Source organism: Geobacillus sp. CX412 (assembly GCF_027942335.1).
GTDB lineage: Bacteria > Bacillota > Bacilli > Bacillales > Anoxybacillaceae > Parageobacillus_B > Parageobacillus_B toebii.
In genome coordinates, this window is the sequence record NZ_CP103461.1 from 1546159 (window position 1) to 1571986 (window position 25828).

Annotated in this window: 21 protein-coding genes and 8 pseudogenes; 20 read left to right on the plus strand and 9 right to left on the minus strand. The window is 39.7% G+C overall.

The window, feature by feature from the left end:
• Positions 1 to 8 precede the first annotated feature (8 nt).
• A pseudogene (locus NXM86_RS08250) lies at positions 9 to 194 on the plus strand (thiolase family protein); the annotation flags it as partial.
• A 54-nt stretch (positions 195 to 248) separates the two neighbouring features.
• Positions 249 to 821, plus strand: a complete 573-nt coding sequence (locus tag NXM86_RS08255; protein ID WP_498958890.1) for a TetR/AcrR family transcriptional regulator — start codon at positions 249 to 251, stop codon at positions 819 to 821.
• 144 nt (positions 822 to 965) lie between these two features.
• Here NXM86_RS08255 and NXM86_RS08260 read toward each other — a convergent pair whose 3' ends face one another.
• Positions 966 to 2048: an RNA-guided endonuclease InsQ/TnpB family protein gene (locus NXM86_RS08260; RefSeq protein WP_015863580.1), complete on the minus strand. Its 1083-nt coding sequence runs from the start codon at positions 2046 to 2048 to the stop codon at positions 966 to 968.
• A gap of 176 nt (positions 2049 to 2224) precedes the next feature.
• Here NXM86_RS08260 and NXM86_RS08265 point away from each other — a divergent pair.
• Positions 2225 to 2584, plus strand: a pseudogene (locus tag NXM86_RS08265) (branched-chain amino acid ABC transporter permease); the annotation flags it as partial.
• A 329-nt stretch (positions 2585 to 2913) separates the two neighbouring features.
• Here NXM86_RS08265 and NXM86_RS08270 read toward each other — a convergent pair.
• Positions 2914 to 3108 (minus strand): tyrosine-type recombinase/integrase, encoded by a 195-nt coding sequence (locus NXM86_RS08270; RefSeq protein WP_233131699.1) that lies wholly within the window; start codon positions 3106 to 3108, stop codon positions 2914 to 2916.
• A gap of 762 nt (positions 3109 to 3870) precedes the next feature.
• Between NXM86_RS08270 and NXM86_RS08275 the strand changes: the two genes are divergently transcribed.
• From NXM86_RS08275 to NXM86_RS08305, 7 genes and pseudogenes are all read left to right on the plus strand, one after another.
• On the plus strand, positions 3871 to 4299 hold the full coding sequence (locus tag NXM86_RS08275; RefSeq protein WP_498958891.1) for a MerR family transcriptional regulator: 429 nt from the start codon (positions 3871 to 3873) through the stop codon (positions 4297 to 4299).
• Between the two features lie 33 nt (positions 4300 to 4332).
• On the plus strand, positions 4333 to 5283 hold the full coding sequence (locus tag NXM86_RS08280; protein ID WP_498958892.1) for a sporulation protein: 951 nt from the start codon (positions 4333 to 4335) through the stop codon (positions 5281 to 5283).
• 29 nt (positions 5284 to 5312) lie between these two features.
• On the plus strand, positions 5313 to 6002 hold the full coding sequence (locus NXM86_RS08285; RefSeq protein ID WP_328269293.1) for a zinc metallopeptidase: 690 nt from the start codon (positions 5313 to 5315) through the stop codon (positions 6000 to 6002).
• A gap of 76 nt (positions 6003 to 6078) precedes the next feature.
• On the plus strand, positions 6079 to 7413 hold the full coding sequence (locus NXM86_RS08290; RefSeq protein ID WP_328269292.1) for a hemolysin family protein: 1335 nt from the start codon (positions 6079 to 6081) through the stop codon (positions 7411 to 7413).
• 130 nt (positions 7414 to 7543) lie between these two features.
• Positions 7544 to 7786 (plus strand): annotated as a pseudogene (locus NXM86_RS08295) (YybH family protein); the annotation flags it as partial.
• A 540-nt stretch (positions 7787 to 8326) separates the two neighbouring features.
• Positions 8327 to 9553 (plus strand): DNA polymerase IV, encoded by a 1227-nt coding sequence (locus NXM86_RS08300; protein ID WP_498958893.1) that lies wholly within the window; start codon positions 8327 to 8329, stop codon positions 9551 to 9553.
• A 307-nt stretch (positions 9554 to 9860) separates the two neighbouring features.
• On the plus strand, positions 9861 to 10082 hold the full coding sequence (locus NXM86_RS08305; RefSeq protein ID WP_062754638.1) for a DUF3307 domain-containing protein: 222 nt from the start codon (positions 9861 to 9863) through the stop codon (positions 10080 to 10082).
• Between the two features lie 224 nt (positions 10083 to 10306).
• Here the strand turns inward: NXM86_RS08305 and NXM86_RS08310 are convergent, their stop codons facing one another.
• Complete coding sequence (locus tag NXM86_RS08310; protein ID WP_015863956.1) at positions 10307 to 10792, minus strand: QueT transporter family protein; 486 nt, start codon at positions 10790 to 10792, stop codon at positions 10307 to 10309.
• Positions 10793 to 11043: 251 nt separating this feature from the next.
• Between NXM86_RS08310 and NXM86_RS08315 the strand changes: the two genes are divergently transcribed.
• Together NXM86_RS08315 and NXM86_RS08320 are read left to right on the plus strand one after the other, a co-directional pair.
• On the plus strand, positions 11044 to 11544 hold the full coding sequence (locus NXM86_RS08315) for a hypothetical protein (protein ID WP_062754634.1): 501 nt from the start codon (positions 11044 to 11046) through the stop codon (positions 11542 to 11544).
• A 186-nt stretch (positions 11545 to 11730) separates the two neighbouring features.
• A pseudogene (locus tag NXM86_RS08320) lies at positions 11731 to 12067 on the plus strand (ferritin-like domain-containing protein); the annotation flags it as partial.
• Between the two features lie 98 nt (positions 12068 to 12165).
• Here the strand turns inward: NXM86_RS08320 and NXM86_RS08325 are convergent.
• Together NXM86_RS08325 and NXM86_RS08330 are read right to left on the minus strand one after the other, a co-directional pair.
• A pseudogene (locus tag NXM86_RS08325) lies at positions 12166 to 12885 on the minus strand (CsxC family protein); the annotation flags it as partial.
• A 207-nt stretch (positions 12886 to 13092) separates the two neighbouring features.
• The gene (locus NXM86_RS08330) at positions 13093 to 14040 is read right to left on the minus strand and encodes a BC_2427 family protein (RefSeq protein ID WP_245842405.1); all 948 of its coding nucleotides are present in this window, start codon (positions 14038 to 14040) and stop codon (positions 13093 to 13095) included.
• Positions 14041 to 14590: 550 nt separating this feature from the next.
• Here NXM86_RS08330 and NXM86_RS08335 point away from each other — a divergent pair.
• Together NXM86_RS08335 and NXM86_RS08340 are read left to right on the plus strand one after the other, a co-directional pair.
• Positions 14591 to 14827 (plus strand): annotated as a pseudogene (locus NXM86_RS08335) (general stress protein); the annotation flags it as partial.
• A gap of 149 nt (positions 14828 to 14976) precedes the next feature.
• Positions 14977 to 15471 (plus strand): DUF4871 domain-containing protein, encoded by a 495-nt coding sequence (locus NXM86_RS08340; RefSeq protein ID WP_089097681.1) that lies wholly within the window; start codon positions 14977 to 14979, stop codon positions 15469 to 15471.
• A 128-nt stretch (positions 15472 to 15599) separates the two neighbouring features.
• On the opposite strand, the gene NXM86_RS08345 is transcribed toward NXM86_RS08340, so the two are convergent.
• Positions 15600 to 15740 carry a YjcZ family sporulation protein gene (locus NXM86_RS08345; RefSeq protein WP_498958894.1) on the minus strand — a complete coding sequence of 47 codons (141 nt, stop codon included), beginning with the start codon at positions 15738 to 15740 and terminating at the stop codon, positions 15600 to 15602.
• A 366-nt stretch (positions 15741 to 16106) separates the two neighbouring features.
• Positions 16107 to 17359 (minus strand): annotated as a pseudogene (locus NXM86_RS08350) (IS256 family transposase).
• Between the two features lie 239 nt (positions 17360 to 17598).
• Between NXM86_RS08350 and NXM86_RS08355 the strand changes: the two are divergent.
• The 5 genes from NXM86_RS08355 to NXM86_RS08375 all read left to right on the plus strand — a co-directional run bounded on the left by NXM86_RS08355 (position 17599) and on the right by NXM86_RS08375 (position 22695).
• The gene (locus tag NXM86_RS08355) at positions 17599 to 19770 is read left to right on the plus strand and encodes a YhgE/Pip domain-containing protein (protein ID WP_498958895.1); all 2172 of its coding nucleotides are present in this window, start codon (positions 17599 to 17601) and stop codon (positions 19768 to 19770) included.
• Between the two features lie 263 nt (positions 19771 to 20033).
• On the plus strand, positions 20034 to 20174 hold the full coding sequence (locus tag NXM86_RS08360) for a LacI family DNA-binding transcriptional regulator (RefSeq protein WP_321164205.1): 141 nt from the start codon (positions 20034 to 20036) through the stop codon (positions 20172 to 20174).
• A gap of 246 nt (positions 20175 to 20420) precedes the next feature.
• On the plus strand, positions 20421 to 20900 hold the full coding sequence (locus NXM86_RS08365) for a PH domain-containing protein (RefSeq protein WP_081189914.1): 480 nt from the start codon (positions 20421 to 20423) through the stop codon (positions 20898 to 20900).
• Positions 20893 to 22374, plus strand: coding sequence for a PH domain-containing protein (locus tag NXM86_RS08370; RefSeq protein WP_498958896.1), 1482 nt, complete (start codon positions 20893 to 20895; stop codon positions 22372 to 22374). The genes NXM86_RS08365 and NXM86_RS08370 overlap by 8 nt, the downstream gene beginning before the upstream one ends.
• Positions 22375 to 22380: 6 nt before the next feature.
• A complete protein-coding gene (locus tag NXM86_RS08375; RefSeq protein ID WP_235603732.1) occupies positions 22381 to 22695 on the plus strand; it encodes an NAD(P)H-dependent oxidoreductase in 315 nt (104 codons plus the stop codon).
• A 333-nt stretch (positions 22696 to 23028) separates the two neighbouring features.
• On the opposite strand, the gene NXM86_RS08380 is transcribed toward NXM86_RS08375, so the two are convergent.
• A complete protein-coding gene (locus NXM86_RS08380) occupies positions 23029 to 23169 on the minus strand; it encodes a hypothetical protein (protein WP_244319594.1) in 141 nt (46 codons plus the stop codon).
• A 409-nt stretch (positions 23170 to 23578) separates the two neighbouring features.
• Between NXM86_RS08380 and NXM86_RS08385 the strand changes: the two genes are divergently transcribed.
• A complete protein-coding gene (locus NXM86_RS08385; protein WP_041269672.1) occupies positions 23579 to 24715 on the plus strand; it encodes a KamA family radical SAM protein in 1137 nt (378 codons plus the stop codon).
• A gap of 118 nt (positions 24716 to 24833) precedes the next feature.
• Here the strand turns inward: NXM86_RS08385 and NXM86_RS08390 are convergent.
• Positions 24834 to 25283 (minus strand): annotated as a pseudogene (locus NXM86_RS08390) (hypothetical protein); the annotation flags it as partial.
• Positions 25284 to 25828 lie beyond the last annotated feature (545 nt).

Consider the following 25828-nt stretch of genomic DNA (forward strand, 5'->3'; position numbering starts at 1 on the left):
TGGCATACATGAAACGAGATGCGGTCATTGTTTCCGCCGTCCGCACGGCGATCGCCAGACAAGGCGGAGCATTAGCGACCGTGCCAGCGCATATTTTTGGTGCGGAAGTGATAAAAGAAGCGATGAGACGGGCAAACATCGGTCCGGAAATGGTTGATGATGTCATTATGGGCAATGTGCTAAGCGGCGGCGGGCAAGGAATCGCCACCATTATCGAACGAGAATAAATAATGAAAGGAATCGGCAATATGAAAGAAAAAATCATTGAAACAAGCATTGAACTATTCGACCGCAAAGGGTTTAAAGAAACATCGGTGCAAGAAATTGTCGAAGCAATAGGAGTGACAAAAGGTGCATTCTATTATTACTTCAAAAGCAAAGAAGAGCTGCTAAAAGATATATGCATCTCCTATATAGAAGATCTTTTAGAGCAGCAACAACGCATTTTGCAAGATTCGGAGAAAAGCTGCACGAAAAAACTGTACGAAATCGTCTATATGCTCATTCGCAATATTAAAGCAAGGCGGAAAAGTGCACGCATTTTCTTCCGTGAAATGCGGCATTTGCACGAAGATCATTTGCAAGAAATTAAAGCAAAGCGGCGGGCGTTCCGACAACATTACCAGCAGTTGATCGAAGCGGGAATCGCCCGCGGGGAATTTAAGCCGATGCTGACTCCGGATATGATTACATTTGGCATTTTGGGCATTACAAACTGGAGCTATTACTGGTTTCAGCCGGATGGCGAAATATCGGAAGAAGCGTTGACAGACATTTATGTCGATTTGATTTTAAACGGAATCAAAATCGCGAATCATTGAAGGAAAAATAGAGGAAAGAGAATCCGCCCATTCTCTTTCCGTCTATCAATCTCCTTGAAAGTGATGCATCGATAAAAAAATGGTTCAGTTCATGTATAAACATGTCAACTACCCAACGGCTAAAGCCGTGGGCTTGCAACTAGCCTAATTGGCTGCCGCGTTCGGCTGGTTGACAGCAGCCCTGCGGATGTTTTCCGCAGCCACGTTGTCGGCAGGGGCAGCGTACCCACAAGCTCGACAACAAAACTGATCCCTTGACGGTCTGTTTTCTTTGGCCACATGTCCGCAAACCGGACAGGTGCGGGAAGTATTTTTGGGATGAACCAATACCACCGGCACGCCAGCGATCGCCGCTTTATACTCAATAAACTTTCTCAACTGATAAAAAGACCAAGAAGAGTGTTGACGACGCTGTTGCTTTTTAACCGTTTTCTCGGTGCGTTGGCGGATGCCCTTTAAATCTTCAAGGGCAATGCCGCATCCGAGTGCCTTTGCCTTTTCAACAATCTTCTTGCTAATGCAGTGGTTCACATCACGGGCAAATAGTTTTTCCTTCTTGGAACGCTTTTTAAGCAGGCGTTTCGCTGACTTGGTGCCTTTCTTTTGGAGTTTGGCGCGAAGTTTCGCATGGCGGCGGCGCAGCCCGTTGACCTTCGAGCCGGAAAATACCTCACCGGTGCTATCGACGGCGATATTAATGATGCCAAGGTCCACACCGATAAATCCGTTTTCGGAATTGGGCTGGCCTTCGGGAACGTCCACCACGAGCAGTAAATAAAAAATACCGTTTTGAAGGACTAAATCGGCTTGACCCCGAACACGGTTGCCGCACAGCAAACCTTGATGGTAGCGGCTAATGACCATAGGGATTTCCATTCTTCCTTGCAAGGTAAGGATGGAAGCATACTCTAACCCTTTAAAGGACAGGATTCTTTCATCATACACGATGGCACCGGTTTCTTTAAAGTTATGCAAGGTTTTTTTATCCAAACGATAGCTTTCCGACACTTTGCCGATGGCACGAACGGTCATTTGGGCAGAGAGGCCAAATTTTTCCCTGACGTCATAGTAGCAAAGCCGCTGGATTTTCGTTTTGGAAAAGGTTCTGGAGCGAAAAGCAATCTCGCTAATATAGTTGCATGCTTGGTTAAACCGTTTCATTGTTTCCAGCAGCGCATGAAACTGTTCAAGAGTTGGCATTAATTTAATCTTGAGAGTGCAGAGCATTCTTGATTCACCTACCTTTCTAAATCCAGTGTACTTATATTGAACAAAAAATTCAATATATACTGAAAATATAAACCCCGCCTTCCTCCCACAGTTAAAGCAGTGGGCTTCCAGCGGATGTTCTCGTGAAATTACAAATAAATTTCAATAAACAAGCTAAGCCAAGGGGGAAATGGATGGAATTATTGATCCAACAATTGTTAAATGGGCTGACTGTTGGGAGCGTTTACAGCTTGGTCGCCTTAGGATTAACGCTTGTTTACGGAATTTTGCACATTCCGAATTTCGCCCATGGAGCGCTTTATATGATGGGCGGCTATGTGACGTTAACGGTGATGAATCAGGCGGGGCTTCCGTATTGGCTGTCCATTATCATTTCAATGATTGCAATCGGATTGCTCGGCGTACTGATGGAACGGCTTGTCTTTTATCCACTCCGTGACGCTCCACCCCTTCATGATAAAATCGCAGCAATCGGCATCCTCTTATTTTTGGAAGCGTTCGCCCAATTTGTATGGGGAGCAGACTACCAAACTGACGGCGGGCTTGAATCGAAACAAAGCGTCGCGGCCATAGAAAACGGCAAGATTGCACCAATAAAACTGAAATAAGAGAACACCAAAGATAAAAAATGGGGATGGGAGTTGAGCTGTCATCTCCATTTTATTATTTCAATCTTCCTCGGCATCTTTAGTATTAGAAAAACATTGGATAACACATCTATTTGGTTTGTGCCGATAGTTAATCCAGATGGGCTGGCAAATGCGGTTTAACAAAATTTATTATTAACAAAGCGCCCAATACAGCCTCTTGCCGTTCATTTTTGAACTGTAAGGGGCTTTATATATCCTTTTCCCCACCTAATCTAAATATCTCTCCAATTTCCCTCCTCTTGTTTCCCCGAAACATGTAAATAAACATCGGCGGTCATATTTATTTTTGTATGCCCAAGCCGATCACCAACTGTTTTGACATCTACTCCACTTTCAAGCAGCATAACCGCATGGGTATGACGAAGTGCATGCGGATTTATTGGAGATAAGTTTACTTTCTCCACCATATTTGACAGAACTTCTCCATCAAACACCAAAAGCATTGTGTGACACATATTAATGTGTAAATCATTTTTTTCTTCTTAGTTACTACACAAAACGCCCCACTTGATAAAAGTGGGGCATTCGTGTTGATTAGCAGCAATGAGTAGGGTATCCAGGGTCAACAACTACGTTTCTTGTGATAGGTCTATAAATATGTCTAGGAACATTGACGATATTGTAACGATTAACATGTACAACTGGATGGATATAAGGAACTACACGAGGAATGAAACAGTCGCGCACCACACATCTAGGTGGACATATAACTGGTCTAGGACAAAACATGGAAAATCACCTCCTATAAATATCTATAAACATTAAATGCACTAGTGGAGCTTTTTGAAACGGACAGATGTCACGAGGTATATAAAAAAAATAAATGGAGTTGTAAAAGATGAGACAATATTAACTATTCGTCTTATGTCTCTTGGAGGTAAATCGAACCCCATTAGTGAAGTAATAAAATATCGTCGAACGGTAATTTTACTGAACTGTAAACATCGACTCTTCATCTCCATATCAAAATGTTGAGCTAGTTTTTAGACCTAAAGGTTTTCTTTAGTTTTTTTTCATTGTATGAATCCAAAATCAGAATATATTCGTATGTAGTAATTGAAACGAATTTGAAACAAAAATCAACAGTATAACGTTTGACTGTACAGTTTTTTAAGAATATAATCTAATTAGCATTATGAAAAATATTAGGGAGTGAGTTCATTGGGAAGTTGTTTAAAATTGGTGAACTTGCGGAATTAGCTGGCGTTTCGAAACGAACCATTGATTATTATACACAATTAGGGTTGCTAGAACCTGTCCGCTCCGAAACAAATTATCGCTATTATCCCGAAGAAAGTATCGAACGTTTACGGTTAATCGATGCATTAAAAAAACAGCATTTAACTCTGGAGGAAATCAAAGAGCGATTGCAGATTATCCAAAATCAACCAGATGCTGCGGATGAAATTGTAGATAAAATTGAGCACCTTCAAGAAGAAATGAAACATATTCAAGAAGAACTGTTGGAATTAAAACCGTTACTCAAACAATTAAATGAGCAACAGATCAAGCTGATGACAAAACCATTGGCCCAACAAGGTTATGCTTTGTTACACACATTAGCGATATTGCTTGGAGGAGATCCTTTTATTAATTAAAAAAATAAATGTTTAAGGAGAGAGATAAAAAGGATGTTTAGAAAATTTTTATCGAAGCTGGGGATTGGTTCTGCGAATATCAATCTTGTGCTGCATCATTCTCAAGTACGGTTAGGAGAGACCATTAGTGGTGAATTTTTCATTGAGGGCGGGACAGTAGAACAGGATATCAACAAAATTGATGTAGAACTCCGGTTAACATTAAACCAAAACGGGCAAGTGCAGACAAAAACAGTGGCAACGATCCCGGTAGCTTCTGCTTTTGTCATTCAAGCTGGTGAGAGAAAAGTGCTGCCATTTACATATGAACTACCAAAAACTCTTCCAATGTCAAGACATGGCATTCGCTATACCTTTGTTACTCGCCTTGATATTGCTGGCGGTATCGATCATTTAGATGAGGATGCGTTGCAAATTCTTCCACCACTACCATTAGAGAAAATCTTTGCTGCTTTTGAAAAATTAGGCTTCCGGGAAAAGGCAACTTCAGGATCACTAAAGCCGTACGGCCAAGAATTTGAACTGTTCCCAACTGAACAATTTAGAGAGATTGTTCAAGAAGTGGAGTTTTTTGCATTTCTAGAAGAAGAGGGAGTTCGTCTGCTTCTTGAAGTAGATGTACATGCAGGAGCCTTTGGTTTACAGGAGAAAGAGTTAAAACGGGAAATCTTTTTCTCATATACAGAATTAACCGATGTAAGCATACTAGCTGACAAACTTCGCGAAATAATTCAAGAAATGATCGAGCAGCCGTATCAATATACAGCATCATCTTACATGACTCATTATTCCCATACTCCTCATTTGCATGGACACGGACATGGCATGATGGGAGCGATTGGCGGTTTTGCTGCAGGAATGTTTGCAGGAATGTTAGCAGAAGAACTCGTAGGTGATGCCATCGAGGAAGCACTAGGCTTTGATGGGGAAGCTGAAGAAGGATTTTTTGACAATTTCTTTGGTGGAGAAGATGAAGAATTTTAATACCAATAGTAGTGTAAGGGGGGAATGTAATGTTATTTCATCCAATGGATATTCTCATCTTTTTAGCATTTGGACTGTCACTTTGGGCACAATTTAAAGTAAAAGGTACATTTAATAAATGGGCGGAAGTCTATGCTAATTCGTCTCTCACTGGGGCTGAGGTAGCACGAAAAATTTTAGATTCCAACGGTTTATATCATGTTCCCGTTGAACTGGTGCCTGGTACATTAACAGACCATTACGATCCATTGTCACGCACCGTTCGATTATCTGAGCCTGTTTATTATGGACGTTCTATCGCTGCTGTATCGGTAGCTGCCCATGAGGTTGGCCATGCAATTCAGCATCAACAATCCTACGGTGCTTTAGTTTTGCGGCATCGTATGTTTCCAGTAGTGAATTTCTCTTCTGGAATTGCTCCATTTCTATTGTTAGGCGGGTTTTTGTTGCATCAAGCTTCACTCATTGGGCTTGGCATTATTCTCTTTTCAGCAGCCGTGGCATTCCAAGTAATTACGTTACCGGTAGAATTTAATGCGAGTTCTCGCGCCAAAAAGCTTCTTCTTGCTGAAGGATTTATTCTCAATGATGAAGTACGGGGAGTGAATAAAGTTTTAAATGCTGCTGCATTAACCTATGTAGCTGCGGCATTAATTTCTGTGTTAGAGCTAATCAAGTTTGTTATGATTTTCTTCCAAGGGAATAATGAAGAAGAGTAATGTAATAAATTAAATGTATAGCCAAATTAACAGGAGGTGGATTCTCTAGCTGTTTGCATACAGCTAGAGAGCTTAATTGGAGATAGTTAATTTACTGATGGTTGGTGTTTTAATTGCTTTAACGGCATTCTTTGTTGCATCCGAATTTGCCATTGTTAAAGTACGCAGTACACGTATTGATCAACTGATAGCTGAAGGAAATCGAAACGCTAGGGCTGCCAAAAGAGTCATCTCCAATTTGGATGAATATTTATCAGCTTGCCAGCTTGGTATTACTATTACCGCATTGGGGCTTGGTTGGCTTGGTGAACCAACGGTGGAGCATTTGCTTCACCCTGTATTTGAACGAATGAATTTAAGTGAGTCCGTAGCGTCTTTCCTTTCTTTTGCGATTGCATTTGCAACGATTACCTTTTTGCATGTGGTTGTTGGTGAATTAGCTCCGAAAACATTGGCGATTCAAAAAGCAGAAACCATTACGTTGTTATCTTCAAGACCTTTAATCTTTTTCTACAAAATGATGTATCCGTTTATTTGGGCATTAAACGGCTCTGCTCGTGTCATTACCGGATTATTTGGATTAAAACCAGCATCCGAACATGAAGTGGCCCATTCAGAGGAAGAATTACGACTCATTTTATCTGAAAGTTATAAGAGAGGAGAAATTAATCAGTCGGAATATAAATACGTAAACAATATTTTTGAGTTTGACGATCGGATTGCCAAAGAAGTCATGGTACCGCGTACAGAAATTGTCGCACTGGATAAAAACCGTTCCATTGCGGAATATTTTGAAACGATAAAGCAAGAAAAATATACGCGCTATCCTGTTATAGACGGAGATAAAGACCATATCGTTGGGATGGTAAACATAAAAGAAATATTAACGGATTGTATTCAAAATCCAAAGGCCACTGAAAAGAAGTTAGGTGATTATATCCGCCCAATCATACAAGTAATCGAATCCATCCCTATTCATGACTTGCTCGTAAAAATGCAACGTGAACGAGTTCATATGGCGATCTTAGTTGATGAATACGGCGGAACAGCAGGGCTTGTGACGGTTGAGGATATATTAGAGGAAATTGTCGGTGAGATTCAAGATGAGTTTGATATTGACGAAGTTCCGATGATTCGCAAAGTGAACGAACACACCACCATTGTTGATGGAAAAGTATTGATTGAAGATGTAAATGACTTACTTGGAACGGATATCGATGATACGGATGTTGATACGATTGGTGGTTGGATTTTAACAGAAAAATTTGATATTCAACAAGGCGGCATTATTTCCTATGGCGATTATGAATTTAAGGTATTAAAAATGGAAGGGCATCACGTCCAATTAGTTGAAATCACAAAACGCGTGAAGGCTCCTTCTCTTATTGTACAAGAAGCGGCAATAGAATAGCAGCTAAAATAAAATAACGAAAGACGGCAGCAATAAATGGCTGCCGTTTATTTTTTGCGAAAAAGACAAGTTCTTTATATGTAGGACATACATATAGACAAGAAAGAAAGTACAACTGAGGAGAGAAAAAATACAAGAAATCCAAAATTATTTTGAAAATGCTTGGGATATCATTAAAGAAGAAGTTTATACTGCAAACAATGTACATTGGTTAGCCGTTGACCAAAATTCTGCAACTTGTACTTATACATATCATTATGAAGGTTATCACAACGGAAAATTTGTTACGGGTAGTGGTAGAGCCACTAATGTGTTCATTAAGAACGAAAAAGGAGAATGGAAATTAATTCATGAGCATTTAAGCAGTCTTTAATATTATAGCGGTTTAACAGAATTTAGAGCGGCAAAGGAAGCCTCTTATCATTCATGTTTAAACTGTAAGAGGCTGTTTTATAGGATAAAATTAATTTATTTAAACTATGTTCTAAATAATCAATCAAACAAAAAAAGAAAATAATCAACAAAGTAAATGAATGGAAGAAATGATTTTTCATACGAGATAACTCCCACTTCTAATTGGGGCGGGGTGTAAACCAATAGAAGTGGGAAGAGGAATTGCTATATCGTAGAAAATAACGAACATATGTGCTATGATTAGATTATCTTATACAGATTGCTCTGTGAAAATGAAAGAGGTGGAGGAAAGGGGCTGTTACGTAAAACTTTCCACCATCATACATTCACGCTGATCGAAAAGCTAAGCTTTCGCATATGCCAGCATTTGAGTCCAACGTACAAGGAACTCGCATTCAGTGCTGAAACGGTACATAGAGCTTGGTCAACTTCTCTTCGTTAGAAGGGATTATCTAAACAAAGTGAAAGTGGGAGCAGTTTAAAAAAGGGGAAAAATAACATGGAGGCAACGTACCAAAAGCGAAGTCGCGTAATTTTCCATGTCGACTGTAATTCGTTTTTCGCCAGCTGCGAAATCGCTCGAGACCCCTCATTAAAAGGAAAAGCGGTTGTTGTAGCGGGAGATCCGAAAGAACGAAAAGGAGTTGTGTTAGCGGCGAACTATATCGCGAAACAGCGTTTTGGTATTTATACGACAATGCCATTATGGGAAGCGAAGAAAAGGTGCCCGCAACTTGTTGTTCTAAAACCCGATTTTCATTTATACCGCGAGATAAGTGAGAAAGTATTTCAATTTTTAGCAACGTTTACACCCGTTTTAGAGCGCGCTTCGATAGACGAAGGATACTTGGATATCACCGATTGTTATTCGCTTGGTTCACCGTTGGATATCGCGGAGCAAATTCAAAAAGAGTTGTTACAGACGCTACATATTCCTGTAAGCATTGGCATTGCACCGAATAAGTTTTTAGCCAAAATGGCAAGCAACATGAAAAAACCATTAGGCATCACGGTGTTACGCAAACGCGATGTGCCGAAAGTACTTTGGCCTCTCCCTGTTCAGGAGATGCACGGCATCGGTGACAAAACGGCAAAAAAATTAAATAGTATCGGCATTTTTACGATTGGCGAATTGGCGAAGGCGGAAAAAGTGACATTGCAAAATTTACTTGGCATCACCGGGGTTCGATTAAAAGAGTGGGCTAATGGGATTGATCCCCGTCCTGTTGATCCAGAATCGGGAGAAAAGTGGAAATCCATCGGAAGCTCCACAACGCTTCCCCGCAATGTGACAGAAGAACGGATTCTTCTTGAAGTGCTGCGCGATTTGGCGCAATCCGTCAGCAATCGCATGAAACAAAAAGGCGTCGTCTCTTCCACGGTTCAAATTATGATCCGCTACAGCAATTTTCAAACGATCACCCGCAGTAAAACATGGGAAAATCCGTTCCAGGAGGCGGAAGAAATTTTTCAGCGCGCCGTCTACTTATTAAAACGCCATTGGAATGGCAATCCGGTAAGACTGTTAGGAATTACCGCCGTAGACGTATTTGATAAAAAAGAGGCGGTGAAACAATTAGACTTGTTTCACTTTGAAGAAGAGGCCAAAAAAGAATCGTTATGGAATACGATTGAGCGGCTGCAACAAAAATTCGGTAATAGTATTATTCAAAGAGGATCTGAACTTTTCAGAGACAAAAGAGGTGATAATGGAAAATCGTTATAACGATAGAAGTGATAGCGTTAGTCATCCTTGTTCTTGCCTTGTTTCAAAGACGAAAAAGTTTATGTATCGCTAATTATAGAGAACTCGTTTCAGAAAGATATGTTGATGTTTTTTTAACAACAATGGTAATATTGATACATATACATCAACAAAAAGAGGGATGTTATGAAACCAACACCAGCTATCTGTTTTGCTGCGGATGTCAAAAAGTCCAGACAGATGGAAAAGGGCCGTTTACTAAGTATCTTGAACGAATATCAACTATTCATTTCATCTCTCTATTTTTCTATTGCTTGGACAAGTCATTTTGCTTATTTCTATTTGTCATTATCTCATTGACTACGGCAAAATCAAATGGAACGATAGGTTGAAAGGAACAGGAAGCCAAGCATTTTTATTTCTTATTGACCAAATACTTCATTTTTTAACCATTTGGATCGTTTTTCATGATATGGCTATTCCAGCACGATTATTAGAAAACGGCATACCATCTTTTTTGGAAGGATGGGACACGGATGAAAATTGCTAGGAATAATTGCTTCAAAGATTTGGTGAATCCACTCTTGCGGCTATGAAACGATCATTTATCACATCTTTAATAAACGCATCCCATCATTCCTGATTATTGAGAAAATGAAGGGGATGTTGTAAGGAAAGAACCGTACCGACTGTGATAGCAGTGGTAGAGAAACTAGCGGCCTAAATTCGTCTAATGTAAGAAAAAGCGGCAGGTAACCCCTTGCCGCTTTATATTTATACTAATTTATCCAGATGGGCCCGCCGGTTTACCGCGTACATAATTGGTGCGCCAACCGCCATGACGACAAATTCGCCTGCGGCGGTCGTCAGCCACGTGAAAAGGAATGGCAGGTCAAACGCCAGCTTTAACTCCCACGCAATCAAAAACATCGTAAACGTAAATACCAGCGTATTGACGGCCATCCGCGCCCATACATTTTTCACATACCGCATCGAAAAAATCGTGATCAGAAGGGCGATAACCGACTGCCCGACCCCGAAAATGAGATCGTACGCCACCATCGGCGAAAAAAACAGATTGGCAAAAAAGACGCCTAACACAATGCCAAAGAAATACTTTTTATTAAACACGATGAGATGATTCAGCATTTCCGACATGCGAAACTGCACATTAGTAAATCCAAACGGCTGAATCAGCATCGTTACCGCGATGTACACAGCTGCTAAAATGCCGTTGACGACGATCGTTCTAATGTTCATATGCTTCTCCCCTTACATCGTTAAGGTATATACAAAAAAGCACCATCGGTATACATGGTGTGGCAAGAAAAGCAACATTTATTATTTTAGCAAGAAAAGAAGGAAATGCAATGATTGTTTTATTTTTCGTGATAAATGAGGATAATACCATTTTAATCATTTTATTATAAAAGAAAAGTGTGACAAAATGTATAGGGAGACGACTTGTTGTTTGTTATTTCCTATTTATCCTGAAATCGTTGGAGGTTCGTATGCCGTATTATGTTTGGATAATCATTAATGTGTTATTCATCATTGGTTCTGTACTGTATATATGGGGCGCTCATTCGTATGATTCCACTGTCATTTTATTAGGAAAACTGCTCGCCCAGCTAGCTATATTATTGTTTCTCATTAACGTTAACATGTACTTTATATTTCTTGTCATTAGAAAATCGAAAGTGCGTAACGTGAAAGTTGCCTTAAGCAAACTGTCGCGAAAAATGATGAGGGCACATATTCCCATTGCTTTAGCAGGAACAAGCCTTATCGCGCTCCATGCAGGGATTATGCTTTTTCAGTTGGGAGAAATAATCGGATTTTTTCATCCAAAAATGATAACGGGATATTTTGCGATTTTCATGTTAGCACTTACTTTGTTCGCAGGAGTGCTCCGCCATAAAAAGGCTTCCGGTTTTCGTCGAAAATTTCATTTAACGACGGCGATGATTTTTGCGGGCGTGTTCATAATTCACCTTTTTCTTCCATTATAATGAAATCGAGGGATTGTTGATAAAAAGACTCGTTTCCTGCAACCGGAAATTCACAACTGCTTTTACTTGCACTGTACGAGTTAATGTCATCGATGGATGGAAAGACAAAAATGGGATATATGAAATTCATTTAGGATATTTTCACGAGGAATATGTCAAGCGACGGAAATGGCTGGATGAAAAAACGCAGAATTAGCAAAAATGGCTCCTACGGATAAGGAAAGGGTTCAAATTCTTGAAATTCGTGACGATGAAATAAAACATTATCAACGATTTACAAAAAATATATGTAAGTCTGACAGGTATGCAGCTTGATGTCAAAGTTATGTCCTAATACCTATGTTGAAGGGTTAGAATATGACCTAGAAGATGAACGAAAAACTGTTGATTTTTACCCAGATATTGCTGAAGAGTTGAATAATCCATATATAAAAGAAATTTCCGCCGTGTAGCAGCAGATGGACAAAATCATGCAGTCTGGTTCCTATACTATTTTATAAAGAATAAAAGAGCTGAACTGTAACGAATTCAGCTCTTTTATTATATGAAAAAAGATGTATTTAACCATCTTTTTAGCCCTGACGTTATTTTAAAAAATGGGCAGACCGAATGAAAGACTTTTTAGTAACCAACAGTACCTTCAGGGAAAGCAGGAGTTATTCCTGTAGCCGCAACTTGCATTTGTTGGACTTGTAATACTTTTACAGTAAGATCCATGACGATTTTTTCGCGCAATGAGCTAAACTCTCCCTCAGGGCTTACATGAGTTGGCGAAAAATCAAGTTCGTAGAAATTCGCGCCTATTAACTCGCCGTATGGTTGTTCATTATATTTGACGAGATTTTGGAAGAAATATTTATCTAAGCGAGGAGTTAAGTCGTTTTTCTCGTTAAGGAATAAAGCTTTGCTGTTTTCTGAAATACCGATAATTGGGAAAGTGAGGAAATCGCCTTCTAGAAGTTCTGCAAAACCAGAAAACGGAAGATCGGCAATTCTATCTAGGAGTGCTCCATTACATGCATTGGAAGCATATTCAATATCTTTGCGAATGAAACCTGACACAAATAATTTGGCTCTTGTAACTCTAAAGAAGTCCGTGTCGTCAATACGCGCAAATCTAACAGGCACCAATTTCACTTGTTCTAAAAATACATTCTTTGTCACTCTCTTAATTTCAGTTGCAGCCGGATCAAGCGGAATATCTGCCTCTAAAACAACTTGAATGGTTCTTTCCGCTAGTACAACTGGAACTTTAAGAATTGGCGTAAGACCTGGTGTAGCGACTACCGGGGTAGCTTCATCGGAAAAATGGGATTGTGTATTTGCTTCTACTGGACAAGCTGGGAAATCGGTTGTTTATTCTTATTGCAAAATTGCGAGTTGCTCATCAAAAATCCACTCCTTACTATTTTTTGAGCTTTTCTCAAGCTCTACGTTAATACAATATTCAGCATTCATTTTAAAGTATAGGTTTATACAATGATCATTTTGCTCATTTTTAATCAAAGGAAGGGATTTTCACGAATGGTCAATGCGTTCGATGATTTTCTAGATGCCTTTACCATCATAACTGACTCGAACTTGTTGTACTTGTAGTAAATGAATGATTAAATCCAACACGATTTTTTGGCGTAATCGGCGTGAAGCTGCTGGCTCTTTTTGTATGGCACCCGCATTTCTATTGTAAACTGCAGTATACTCAATATTTTGGTGTATATATCCTTCTATCAATAAATTTCCTTTTAATGCTGCACATGTTCCATTACCGAATGATGAAGAAAATTGGGTAGGTACGAATTTGCAATTTGTCAGTACGACTTCTTTAGAGATTTCGTTTACTTTCATAATCTCTTCTTCAAACATCACATCTTCTTCTAAACATATTTCAATTTCGTATTCCCCGACTACAACCGGAACTCTAATTTGTATGAAATCATGATGAGTACAAGATTGATTATTTGTTTTTTTCTCATGGACGGGAAACACAACCGATTTATAAAGGTTTTTTTTGTTCTTCGCGCTATAGGTGTGAACAGTGTCAGTGAAGAATATAATTTCATGAATTTTAGAGCAGATCAAATGACAATAAGGCTGTTCAAGATAATAAGTCGTCGTATGAAATAGTTTCGTGTCTAATTGAGGAGTTTGTCTATTGTTTAGGTCAAGAAATTCAGCTGTATGTTGTGCTTTACCTCCAAAGATAGGAGGGTGAAGAAAATCGTCAATTTCTACAAAAGTAGAGAATGGGCTTTTTATAGTCATAGAACGTATTGTTCCGTATTGATTCATATCATCAGTACGATTGGTTTCATCGAACTTCTCTCTAGCAGGTATATGATTCATTTTATCCACAAAGCCGGATTCAGAAGTATGCACAGGTTCAAAAGCAGAATCAATTTGAGGCTTATCATTCGTTTTATCGACATGACAAGTTTGAAAATCACGCTTAAATTTAGCATGTATTCGCTTCATTCTCTCATGGTTCATCCTTTTCATTATTTTTCACTCCCAAAACTAGTCGTCACTGTATTATTTATGCTTTATTTCTGCTTTTGTCCCTGTACAATTCCCGAAAATTCAAAAAAGAGAAACGATCAAAATCTTGCCTTCTTTCGGCAATCACGTGTCACCCGATTTGCAACATCTCGTACTACAGACAACCATCCTTAGGATTATCATTGTGGCAATTATTGCCGTCATCGTTTTATTCCACTTGCAAAGCAAGAATGTCAAATGGATCGTTTCAAAGTTCTAACGATATCATTATGGATTTAGACCATTTATAAAGCAGTAGAGAGCTTTATCATTCCAAAGGAGAAAACGGATGATGGGAAGCGTATAGGAAGCATGGTCATACTGATTCAAGGATTAAATATTTGCAAAAAATATTAATAATATTCAGTTTATTCATGATCTATCTCGCTAAAACGTTTAGATTATTCAATAGATATGTGTCAATGCGAAAAGGGTTCGTGCGCGATGAAAAGTTCTTTATGAAGAAATCTGTGAAACAAAAACTCCTTCTCAACATAGTAAGGTGATCGAGTTGAAACAAAAATTAGTAAAGAGATTCTCTTATCTGTATACAGGAGAACTATCATCCGTTATATTGTTTTTCTTTATTAGTTTTGCGATGAATAAAATTTTTACTTATTTACGATTGTATTCCCTTTATTCATTTTGGGCCTCTTTTCTTCTACTCGAAATAATTTTGGCGCAAGGAAGCGTATATTGGTATATGAAATGGAAACGATTGAAGGAGGGGAAATCATCGATAACACCGAATCATGTTTTATATAAATTTATTGGCAAAGCGTTTTTATTTATGGGGTATAGAAATATCGAGGAAGTGATTCCGTGCTATAAATATCAGAATATTATGAAACTAATTCCGTTTAAAATCGTCTAATGTTAGGGAGGTGTAAGTATTTTATGTTCAAGAAATTTTTTATTTTAACTATTGCAATTATTATTTCTTTAACTACTGTTGGATGTAGTGATGCTGCTAACAAGAAAGAAGAAGTTACATCTGAAAATTTACCAAATGTGAAAACACAAGATTGGAAAGAAAGTCCTTTGTTTGAGTCAAATGGTTATACTATGATTGGGGAAGAAGGACGATTAGGGTTTATTTATGATGATTCGGAAGTTACAAGGTTTTATCCAAATAAGGTACAGAAATATATGTGGCATTTTTGGGGAAATGAAAAAGAGTTTAATGGGGGACTGAAAGTTATTGCCACTCATGAAACCGGCGGGGAACCAATAACTGTATTAGAAGGTCTTAGTTTGGGTGGTCCTAATAACGGAGCAGATCATCACGTTCCATCAAATATGTCACTGCCAAAGAGTGGAATGTGGAAGTTAGATGCTTATATTGGAAACAAGTTATTTGGAAGTATTTTTGTAAAAGTTTATGAGAAATAAAAACGGCATCCAAAATGGGTGCCGTTTTTAATGCTATTTTTTGTGCATCTTGTTCAACCAAATGGGAAGTAAGCACTTTAGCAATTCTCAAATCCTTATAAGAAGGGGGTAGTACTAGAATCCAAATCCTAATCCATAACCACCAAAGCCATATCCTCTCCCGTAGCCACCAAAGCCCCGGTCATACAACTACAGCCAACAATGATTAATAAGATGAACAGAACGACGAAAAATGCAAATCCAGCACCTGCATATCTTCCATCACTCATTGAATTACACCTCCATTTATTTGCCCTCAGTTTATAATACGGGGCTTTTTGTCAATTTGATTGGGCTTTAATATAATTTTCTGTGAATGCTGATTATTTAGTTGTTGAATTATACTGCTCCGTTAGTTGAACAAGAAGATTATTCTTCATTATTCCATCCAACATGCCAAGCCTCGTCATTATCTACTTCTTCCGCTTACCTCCCAGCTTTCAGGTATCGTCAAGAATTTTGTGTAATGTAAGATAGATAGGGTATCTCTGAAATGGATTTAGAATGGGGATATTTCCTCCACACAAGAGACTGAATATTCAGTCTCTTGTGTGGAAAGGGAGAATCCCCTTATTTTGTTTATTTACAATATTTGGTTAATGATAACGTTCTTCAAACATTCGCTCGAGGGCTTCATGCGCTTCGGCAAATCCTCGCAACTTTCGCTCGAGGGCTTCATGCGCTTCGGCAAATCCTCGCAACTTTCGCTCGAGGGCTTCATGCGCTTCGGCAAATCCTCGCAACTTTCGCCCTGCCCATTTCTCATTAAAATCTTGAATGGTCAAATACACGATTTTTTCAGCGGCTTCTAAACTATTCAAACTGTTCATCGGTTTTAGGCGTTTCCGAATCTCCTTGATCGTTCGTTCGAGGCATTGGTCGTGTAAATCACACTTCGAATACTGCTTGGATCATCCATAAATGTAAGGAGGACATCCAACTCATTGGCCCAAGATTGGACTTCCCTTGGGTACTCGCGAGACCATTTGGATTGAAACTGTTGAAACATCTCCAATGCGATTTCTTTATTCGGAGAACGATAAATGAGTTTCAGATCCTCCGCCATTTCGAATTGGTCTTTTTTCCGAACACGACTGAGCGTGTTACGGACTTTGTGAACGACACAACGCTGTACATCGGCTTTCGGATACACCGCCTTAAAGGCTTCCTCTAGACCCGGTAGTCCATCGAATACGCCCAGAAGCACTTCCTTGACGCCTCTTTGGTAGAGGTTTTGAAGAATTTCCTGCCATACATAGGCACTTTCTTGTCCTCCCACAAAGAAATCAAGAATTTCGCGATATCCTTCTTCGTTCACCCCTAACACCACATAAATGACTTCTTTCTCCACGGTTTCGCGACGAAGTTTTACGTATAAACCATCCAAATATAAGACGGAATAACGCTTGTGCAGTGGACGAGTGTGCTATTTCTCGATGTCTTCCTTCACGACATCGGTAATACGACTGATTGTTGCGGGAGAATAGGCATTGCCTAAAATTCGTTCAATAAACTTGCCAATTTCACGCGTATTCATGCCACTTTGATACATCCTGATGATGGCTTCCTCCAGCCAGCCGGTGTGGCGTTGGTAAGGAGCGAACAATTGGGTTTGAAATTCTCCGTTTCGGTCTCTAGGGACCAAAAGACCTTCAATCCGGCCATATTGCGTATCCAGATTTCGTTGATAGTAGCCATTTCTCATATTTGATGTTCCGGCCTGTTCTATTTCGAGGAAATTCTTGATTTCTTCCCGCATGATCAGTTCTAATTTTTCCTTTACAAACTGACGAATGACACTTTCCAGTTGATTTGCCCAGTCGACATTCGGTATACTTCTTTTAGACATAGGTAGGGTACTCCTTTCTCTGGAATGTGTTGTGGTCCAAATCAGAGAATACCCTACCTTTTTTCTTTTGGTCTAGCAAAATGCTTTACACAAAATTTTATACATCATCTGCTGGTTAGCCAGCAGTTTTTTGTAAACATACTGTGCTCGTTTCCAATCCGCCGCTTATGTTTAGTTTTTTTTTCATTGGTTTATACTAACAAAAGCAGTTTAATCACACTAAAGGGAAGTTGAGGTTCGTGAAAAAGATATGGAATCTTTATGTTCACGATATGAAGCAAATAGCAACAAACTGGGTAGCGGCGGTATTGGTAGGCGGATTGCTTCTTCTGCCATCGCTTTATGCGTGGGTGAATATCGAAGCTTCTATTGATCCGTATGCCAACACGAGAAACATTAAAGTAGGAATTGTCAATGAAGACAAAGGGGCAAAAATTCAAGGACATGCGTTTAACGCCGGAAAAGAAATTGTTAGGGCGCTACGAAACAATCATGACTTAGGCTGGAAATTTGTTGGCAAACAAGAAGGAATGAAAAACGTCCGCTATGGCGATTATTTTGCGACGATCGTCATTCCAAGCGATTTTTCAGAAAAATTGGCTACCATTGTGCAAGATAGGCCGGAGCAGGCCGTCATTCATTACTATGAAAATGACAAAAAGAACGCGATTGCGCCGAGAATCACATCCAAAGGAGCAAGCACCATCACCGAGCAAGTAAGCGATCAATTTGTCGCTGTTGTCAACAGCGTTTTGTTTTCTATCTTTCATGAAGCGGGGGTGGCATTAGAACAACAGCTGCCAGATATTCGCCATTTTGAGACCCTGATTTTTCAGCTGCAGACGAAGCTGCCGGAAATCAAGCGGCTGTTAAACCAATCGATGTCCGACGCGAAAGAGGCGGAACGGCTCGTCAATAAAGCGGAAAAAACGCTTCCCGAAGCGAAACGGATCGTCAACAGCGGCATTGCGTTTCTTGATGAAATGAATCAGTTTTTCACGAAAGCGGAAGCAAAAGCAAAGACATTGACGCCGCAAATCACGGAAAATTTGCGTACGCTGCAGCAAATCGCCATGTCCATCTATGCCGTAACTAACAAGCTGCAAGAAAACCTTTCCCTTGCCCAGCAGCGGCAATGGCTTTCCGACGTCCAGAGCATGGCCGCAGCTGGGGAACAAATGGCAGATGAAGCGCAAACACAGCTTCGCATATTCAATAACATGATCGAAAAGCGAGCTTTCTCTCGCACGGCTTCCGCCAATATGGAACAATTGTCCGGCCGTCTGACAGGCATAAAATCCAATTTAAGAGAAGCACAACGCCTTGCCAAGTTAGCGTACGAGCAAAGTGAAAACGGGGCGCAGCTAGGCAACCATCTTCTCACCGACCTAAATGAGCGGGCGGCAGCTGCGGTAAAGCAAGTCGATCGGGTGATGAATGAATACGAGCAACATATCGCACCACTCATGAAAGAAAAAATGAACGAAACGAAGCAGACGCTTCAAGACGCCCGCCGCATACTCGCGGACATCGCCAACACCATTCTGGAATTAGAGCGGTTTCTTCAGCACGCCGGCAGCGGTCTCAAGCAGGGGGAAGAAATGTTGCAGACGGCAAGCGATCAGTATCCGTTTCTTGCGCGGAAAGTCAACGATATCGCTTCCTTTCTTGTAAAATTGAAAAAAGAGACAAACATCTACGACATCATTCGTTTATTAAAAAATGATCCAAGAGCAAAAGGTGAATTTTTGGCCCATCCCGTCGACTTAAAGACGCATAGATTGTTTTCGCTTCCGAACTATGGATCGGGGATGAACCCGTTTTATACCGTCTTGTCCATATGGGTGGGCTGTCTGCTGTTAGTGTCGTTGCTTTCTACCGAACCTTATGAGGCAGAAGGGTATACCAGCAGAGAAATTTATTTTGGCCGGCTGCTGACGTTTTGGACATGCAGCAGTATTCAGGCGCTTATTGTCACGTTAGGAGATGTATTTCTTTTAAAGAATATTTATATTCATGACTCCGGCTGGTTCATCCTCTTTGGGCTGTTATGCAGCTTTGTGTTTATTGTCATTGTCTTTACGCTCGTATCAGTATTCAGCGACGTCGGCAAGGCGCTGGCCATCGTCCTGCTCGTTTTCCAAATCGCCGGAGCAGGGGGGACGTATCCGGTTCAGCTTATTCCGGAATTTTTCCAAAACATCAACCCGTTTTTGCCGTTTACGTATGCGATTGATTTGATGCGCGAAGCAGTCGGCGGCATTGTGTGGGGAAAAGTGAAAAACGATGCGGTTCGTCTCATGATGTTTGCCGTCCTGGCTCTCTTATTAGGTACGCTTCTGAAAGAACCGTTGAACAAATACATGCATTCGCTGCATGCGAAAGCGAAAAAAAGCGGATTGTTTCATTAAACCATGCGGCATAGGCAAAATGACCGCCTGGCTTTTTTGTTTATATCCGATGACGCCATCGATGGGAAACAGAAACAGCCAGCGCGGATATGGACGCTGTTTTAAAAAAAATAGATTCGTTACGGCGGAAGGCACGGATTTGATTCGTGCCTTTTTTCATGACGAAGTTGCAAATGATTTGACAAATGAATGCATGTATAATATCCATCTTGGAATGAGGCTTTGAAAACGAACCGGACCAAACGGTATAGAGGCTAACTTTAGTGGGCTACACCATTAAAGACATCGCGTTGAGGGCTGGTGTTTCGAAGTCGACGGTTTCGCGCATCATTTCGGGAAAAGGGGTTGCAAGTCCAGAGACGCGTGAAAAAAGTATTAAAAGTGATGAAGGAGCTGCAGTATAAACCAAATGCCTTGGCAAGGGCGATGGTTTCGCAGCGAACGAACAATATAAGCGTAGTGGTTTATCATTCACGTTCTCCAATGGCTTCGATCCTATAATTTTTCTTGAAACATGCTCATTTTCCTGCTTTTCCAAAAGTTTGTTATTCTACAGTAACAGATAGTTAAAGATGGAAACTTCTTGTATACTAAATACGTATAACCATTACATCGATGGATTGTCTTTGTTTAAGGGGGATAGAGAAATCATGAATGGAGAGCCTAGAAAAAGAATCTCCGAACGAGCGCTATCGGTATGGCGGATATACGGCATGATCGGATTGGCCGTTTCTTTTATCGTCTTTGCGGCTATCATTGTCCTTATTATCGTTTTTGACGGACCGAAATGGATTATTCCGATGCTGATTATTATATTGATTGGAGAAGGCTATTTTTTTATCTTCTTTATTCCCGCATTGCGTTGGCGGAGATGGCGTTATGAAGTGCGTGAACAGGAAATCGAGATTCAAAAAGGACTGTTTGTCGTGAAACGTACATTGATTCCAATGATTCGGGTCCAGCATGTTGATTCAAGTCAAGGGCCATTATTAAAAAAATACAGACTGGCATCCGTCACCATTTCCACTGCCGCAACGGTGCATGAAATTCCGGCACTTGATGAGGAGGAAGCGGAAGAGCTGCGTTATTCTATTTCCAGATTGGCGAGGGTGGCGGATGAAGATGTCTAAGAAAAAACGACTGCACCCCATTTCCGTTGTAGCCAATATCTTAAAACAATTGAAAGACGCGATTTTACCGATTATTCTTGTTATCATTGTCGGGAATAAAACGATTTCTTCCATGTGGGATATCGCCGTGCCGTTTGCTATTATCATTTATACGATTGTCATTGGAATTGTTTCATGGATTCGTTTTACCTATCGTTTGGAAGAAGGGGAATTGCGAATCGAATATGGTGTTTTTGTAAGAAAAAAACGATACATTCCTTTTGAACGCATTCAAGGCATCTCCATATCACAAGGCTTTCTGCAAAGAATGTTTGGTGTTGTAAAAGTAAATGTAGAAACAGCTGGCAATCAGTTGGGAGAAGCGGAGGCTGTGTTAACAGCCGTGACAAGGGAAGAAGCGAAACAGCTTCAATGCTTGATTCAAAAATCAAAAGAAAAAGCAGGAGCAATCGAGAACATTCTGCCGCAAGATGAAAGCACAACGTCTTTTGCACAAAATGATCAAGAGTTGGAACAAGAAACGAAAAACATTATCTTTTCGATGAGTTTTTGGGAAATTTTCCAAGTAGCCGTGACTAGCGGAGGAGCATTTGGCGTTATTTCCGCCATCGTCATTTTTGTCTTGCAATTTGACGACATCATTCCTTATGAGAAGTTATATAAAGATGCGCAAAAATTTATTGCGCATGGCGTGTTTTATACCGTAGTGACCATCATATTGATTTTGATTGCTGCCTATATTCTCTCCATCATTCAAAATATGATGAGATACGCATTTTTTACGGTGGAAAAAGCAGGGGAGAACATCATTATCTCAAGAGGGCTTCTTGAAAGGAAAAAGATTGTGATCCCGATAGAGCGGGTGCAAGGCATTGTGGTAAAAGAAAACATTATCCGACGGTGGTTTGGGTATGCTTCCGTTTATATCATTCATGCAGGAGGAGCTTTCAATGAAGGCGATCCCGAGAGTATTGTCCTTTGTCCTTTAATCGAAAAAGAGCGGATCGCTTCCGTTATTCTATCTTGTCTTCCGGATTATAGCTTAAATCATGAATTCATTGCACCGCCAAAGCGGGCGCGCATCCGCTACATGGTCCGTCCTTTATACTTTTTGCTTTTACCGGTTTGCATAGTAGCTTATTGGCTGCGTCCGTGGGGATTATTGCTTTTGCTATTACTGCCAATGGCTTCTTATTTTGGCTATCTCAGTTATCGGTTTGCCGGTTGGTCGATTTCAAATTATCAGCTTGCGCTAAGAAGCCGCTTTTTGAATGTCAGAACCGTATATATGTTAAACAATCGGATTCAATCCATGGAATTTTCTTATAATTGGTTTCAGCAAAGGAAAGGTCTAGGAACCATTTCGGCAACGGTCATGTCGGGAATTGGCGGTGCTCAAGGGGAAGTGATAGACCTTGATAAAGAAGATTTACAAACAATTTATACGTGGTTTAAACGTACAAAAGGGGAATAAAGTTTTATAGACCGGGTATGGAACTATGGTTTTGCTTATGGAGGAGCGCGTCTCCCACACAAAAAGGTATTGTGGATTCCGCTTGTCGGAGAGACAGAGGAAAGTCTTAAAAAAAGAAATTTCGATACGATGATTTCCCATTATTTGAATGTTGGTTTAGCCGGTTATACAGGTATTCCTCAGTCGGAAGTGGCATTTTTGTATAATACGTTAGCGGAAGATATCGAAAACGAAGAGGAATTCAACAAACATTACGAAAGTCTTTTCAATCGAGCGTATGAGCTAGGGAGTACATATAGCCATTCACTAACGGAAAAATAATTATGGTACATGGTGATTCCGCTATAAGTTTTCCCGCTTATTATGATGGAGATCATCGTCGGCTTCATTGTATGGGAGCTTTCTGTAAAGTTTGCATGTCCACAGTGCGGTGGAAGTAAAAAGCTTGTTGCTTATCACGACGATGGAACTGATGGCAACTGTTAGTTTCAAGTAATTCATTAAAAGAGGCATTGCGGTTTTCGCAATGCCTCTATTTTTAAGTCAAAATAAATTCATGATGTTAACTTTTCGTGTCCAAAATATTGACTTATAATCATATAACCTAACAAAGTCAAATACGGAAAAATGGCCAATTCTAATGTAAAAGCTCAGTTAATAGGGAACGGGGATTTCAAGAGAACATCCGGTTTTATTAAAATCCTTGTTGAATTCTCTTAATAAGGCAAGAATGGTAAGACGTGATTTATCGCCTAATAACTTAAAATGCTCTGCCATCGTTTGAATAAGTTCCATTTATTATCACCTCCATATCAAGTTCTTTGAGTAAATTCAGCTGCCATTTAACTCTGAAAGTGATTATGCACTGATCGGTTTGTTCACAAATTCCTACCGAATCAATATATTGGAAAGTAAATATATAATTATGTTTTTATATAAACAATACTTTTCATGTTAAATAATTGTTAAAAATAAAAAAGGGGTAGTCGATACTCAATATTGCATCTATACACGCAAAAATACGTTGTTGAAATATTTCTTTTTGAAAACTCCTTGCGAAAATGAATGCGCATCCCGCGGCGTTAGTCAAATAATAAACAAACTAAAATATGAGAGATTTTGCGATTATTTGACTATTAAACTGCATCTCTTTTATACTTTTGTTAGCTTTATTATAAAAACGTTTTTATGGGAGGGTGATATGATGGCACAACCGAAGTATATTACAAATATCGAAAAAATCACACAAATCCCTAAGGAAGAGAGAGAAAAGTTAAAAGAAATCACTAACAAATTTGTATTTAGAGTGAATGATTATTATCTTAATCTGATTAATTGGGATGATCCGAACGATCCTATCCGAAAATTGGTGATACCGAACGAAGGGGAATTAAATGAATATGGCAGTTGGGATGCTTCAGATGAGGCGGCCAACTATGTGGTGCCAGGATGCCAGCACAAGTATAAAACGACTGCATTACTCATCGTTTCAGAAGTTTGTGGAGCATATTGCCGATTCTGTTTCCGGAAGCGTTTGTTCCGTAACGATGTAAAAGAAGCTATGTCAGATGTAACGCCTGGTATAGAATATATTGCACAAACTCCTGAAATAAATAACGTTTTATTGACTGGCGGAGACTCTCTTATTTTGGCAACCAAAAAAATTAGATATATTGTAGAAAGATTGCGAGCGATTGACCATGTGAAAATCATCCGTTTTGGTTCAAAATTGCCTGTCTTTAACCCTATGAGAATTTATGAAGATCAAGAACTGCTTGATCTGTTCCGGCAATATTCCACACCAGAAAAACGCATTTATGTCATGGCACATGTAAACCATCCACGTGAAATAACAGAAGAAGCTCGTAAAGCGTTCCAAGCTCTTCACGATGCTGGAGTTATCGTTGTGAATCAAACTCCTATTTTAAAAGGAATAAATGATGATCCTGAAGTGTTGGCAGAATTGCTAGATAAACTGTCATGGGCGGGAGTAACACCGTATTACTTCTTTGTTAATAGACCGGTAGCGGGTAACAGCGATTTTGTATTAACGCTGGAAGAAGTATACAAAATAGTTGAACAAGCAAAAGCAAGAACATCGGGATTAGGCAAACGCGTTCGCCTCGTTATGAGCCATTCCTCAGGAAAAATTGAAATATTGGCAATCGAAAATGGCAAAGCATATCTAAAATATCATCAGTCAAGAGATGATGAACAATATGGAAAGTTTATGATTTTGGATTGTCCAAAAGATGCCACTTGGTTTGATGACTTACCTGGAAGTGAACAATATTGGAAAAAACCAGTAAAAAAAGCAGTTCAATTGAGCTCGGTTAACTAAATGGACCTCTCCCACCTTCATTTAAGGGGTGGGAGTTTTTTATTGCCTTCACTGAAGAAGGTTCTGATTAAGACATAAATTTGATGTTAGTCTAAAAAGCGGACACACCAACAAATAAACGGTAATATTCACCGCCTTTTCCAGGCGCATCACACCCAGCAATCACAAAAAACCGTTGGATTTTACCATCTTTTACCGCCTGAATAATTTCTGGAGCGATGCCGATGACCGTCTCATGATGGAATCCAGTCAGCAACGTTTCATCGGATTCAATATTCGCTTCAGGAAGTTCTAACGCTTTTTCGATCAATGGAGTAAAATCATCATTTTCAATTTTTCGGACATTTTCCAATCCTGCGACATCATACGAGAACATTCGATCGGCGTATGTTCCTTTAATAGGCATGACACAGTTTGTCGTCGCTAAAATAGCACCTGGGAATTCTGCAATTCCTTTTAAAGCAAATACGATAATGTCTTGTAAACTCGCAATCGTTTCATCTTTTCCACATACCCCAGCGACGGTGCAGCCTCCCATTGGCGTTTGTTCACACTGATGGCAAAACATTACTTCCCCTCCCTAAATATAGTCGGCATTTTAAAAAATATAAGAAATATTTTCCAGCATAAGTGATTTATATCACACTTCAAATCGGAAGTGTGGCGAAAATATGAAGAAAAGATGACGACTAACAATGGGTATAGATTCATGTATGTATAAAATGTAGTGGGCGAAGGGGATTCTTAACTGTCGAAAAGACGTTTTTGGATGTCATAAAAAATTCACCAAGTATCATTATACTGTTTTTGTTTTAACCGTTCTTCAAGAACACGAATCATGAATAAAAAGTGTTCAGCTTCGCGAAGAACGTGGTCAGCTAGTATGGTCAAAAGAACTGCTGCGATTGTCATTGTTTTTTAATGTTGGTCTAAAAAGTGGACACGTCAAATATAGAAACGTTATCATAAAACTAAGGATGCTGTTACGATTATGCCTGCATGGGGTCGTTTCACGAGAACATCCGCTGGAAGCCCACTGCTTTAGCTGTGGGAGGAAGGCGGGGTTTATATTTTCAGTATATATTGAATTTTTCGTTCAATATAAGTACACTG